Raw genomic sequence first — 2,348 nt, 5'->3', positions numbered from 1 at the left:
AGCGGCGCGCCCGTACTTTGGCCCGCCCAAATACCTGTCGGGCTACGACCTGCAAAAGCTCACCGCTGGGTACAGCAAGTGCGAAGGGGTGGCAGTCGGCAGCGGCACTGTGCAACTGGTGTGCGTCGAGTACGCCACCCGGCGCAGACAGTTCAAGAAGACGCGGCTCAACTGGCGCGTGTCCAACCCCAAATCGTCCAAGTATTCATTGGGCTGGATTCCGTTCAAGATCGGGCACGCCAAGTACAAAGCGGGGCAAATCCACTTTGCCGGGCACCACTTCAGCCTGTGGGACAGCTACGGCTTGTCCCAGTACGAGCTGCGTTCCGGCTCCTTCAGCGAAGACAGCCGGGGCCGCTGGTACTTCAACGTCGCGGTGGAAGTGGAGTGCCAGCCCTCGCAAGGCACAGCAGCGGTCGGCATCGACTTGGGCCTGAAAGAATGCGCCACCCCCAGCGCGGGCAAAAAGCTGGAAGGGCGCTGGTACCGCCAGCACGAGCTGGAACTGGCCAAAGCGCAACGGGCGCGCAAAAAGAAGCGGGTCAAGGCGATCCACGCCAAGATCAAAAACCAGCGCAAGAACGACTTGCACAAATTCAGCACCGAGATGGTGCGACAAAACGCCGCCATCTTCGTGGGCGACGTGGCCAGCGCCAAGCTGGTCAAGACCACCATGGCCAAAAGCACGTTGGACGCGGGCTGGGCCATGCTGAAAACCATGTTGGAACAAAAGAGCCATCAGGCCGGTGTGGTGTTCGAGGTCGTGAACGAGGCGTATACAACCCAGACTTGCTCGTGCTGCGGGGTGATACCCGCCAGCAGTCCGAAAGGTAGGGCGGGTTTGCGAATAAGAGAATGGACGTGCAGCGAATGCGGAACGACGCACGATCGTGATGTAAACGCAGCACGAAACATTCTCGCGGCGGGGCATCGCCGTCTGGCAGCAGGAATCCCCGCTCTTTAGGGCGGGGAGGATGTCAAGTTGCCAATTTGCTGCACGCTTTGGTTTTGTTCGCCGCTGGCCGCACTGATTTGGCCCACCAGATCGGTCACGCGCTGAATGGCATCGACCACTTGCTCCATTGTGTGGCCGGCTTGGTCCACCAACGCGGTACCGGCGCTGACGCGCTCGACGCTGGCTTGGATCAGGGTGGTGATTTGTTTGGCCGCTTCAGCGCTGCGTTGGGCCAGGTTGCGCACCTCGGTGGCCACCACGGCAAAACCCCGGCCTTGCTCGCCCGCGCGTGCCGCTTCCACCGCAGCGTTGAGCGCCAGAATGTTGGTTTGGAACGCAATGCCGTCGATCACACTGATGATGTCGGCAATTTTTTGTGAGCTGTGGTTGATGTCGCGGATGGTGTGTACCACTTGGCCGACCACCTCGCCGCCTTCGCGGGCAATGCGCGAGGCGTTTTGGGCCAAGCGGTTGGCCTCTTGGGCGGTGTCGGTGTTGTGGTGAACCGTGTTGCCCAGTTGCGCCATGGCCTCGGTGGTCTCGCCCAAGGCGGTGGCTTGGTTTTCGGTGCGCACCGACAAGTCGAGGTTGCCTTGCGCAATTTGCACGCTGGCGCTGGCCACGCTGTCGGCGCCCTGGCGCACGTCCAGCACCACGCTGGCCAGGCGTTGTTGCATGTGGGCCAGTTGCGCCATCAGGCTGCCTGGCGCGGCGCGCCGGGTGTCCACCGTCACGGTCAGGTCGCCCTGTGCCACGCGGTTGACCATGTCAACGGCTTGCGCCGGATCTCCGCCCAGGGGGTGCAGCACCAGGCGGCTGAGGGCGTAGCTCAGCACCGCCGACACCACCACCACGCTCAGCAGGGCCAGCGCCACTGCCCCCAGCACCAGCTGGCGCACACCGGCTTCGATCTTGTCGTGCGGCACCTGTGCCATGAAGGCCCACGGCGTGCTGGCCTGCCCCACCTGAACGGGCACGTACAGTTGCGTCACGGTGCCCTGGTCGGCGTCCTCGGTTTCGATGCTGGTGGCTTGCCCAGCGCGGATGGCTTGTCGCACACCGTCCCATGCGCCACCTTGTTCCATGGCCTGGCCCACTTTGCTGGCGTCGGCGTGGCCGACGTAGGTGCCCTGGTTGGACACCAGGCTGGCGCGCCCTGTGTCAAACACCCGGATCTTGCCCACCATCTCTTGCAAGCTGGCCAGGGCAATGTCCACGCCCGCCACCCCCACAAATTTGCCTTGCACGATGATGGGCACGGTGACCCAGATTGAGCGGCAAGCCTCGGGGTTCAGCCCGAGGTTCGAGCGATCGGGCCGGGTCGGCCCGTAGTCGGTCGTGCCGTTGTGCTCTATGATAAACGCCGTGAACGCCACCAAAACCCTCCAGCTGC

Annotated in this window: 2 protein-coding genes; one reads left to right on the top strand and one right to left on the bottom strand. The window is 63.4% G+C overall.

What is annotated here, in order from left to right; all coding sequences use genetic code 11:
- The coding region (locus tag CON76_RS01455; RefSeq protein WP_101101383.1) for an RNA-guided endonuclease InsQ/TnpB family protein at positions 1–964 on the top strand (964 nt) is incomplete at its 5' end.
- Here the strand turns inward: CON76_RS01455 and CON76_RS01450 are convergent.
- The gene (locus CON76_RS01450) at positions 961–2,331 is read right to left on the bottom strand and encodes a methyl-accepting chemotaxis protein (protein ID WP_240592707.1); all 1,371 of its coding nucleotides are present in this window, start codon (positions 2,329–2,331) and stop codon (positions 961–963) included. The two genes, CON76_RS01455 and CON76_RS01450, sit on opposite strands and share 4 nt — an antisense overlap.
- Between the last annotated feature and the right edge of the window lie 17 nt (positions 2,332–2,348).

This window comes from Macromonas bipunctata (genome assembly GCF_002837135.1).
Taxonomy (GTDB): Bacteria; Pseudomonadota; Gammaproteobacteria; order Burkholderiales; family Burkholderiaceae_C; genus Macromonas_A; species Macromonas_A bipunctata.
Note: the sequence above shows the minus strand (reverse complement) of the source record. Positions and strands in the feature narration are given on the sequence as shown.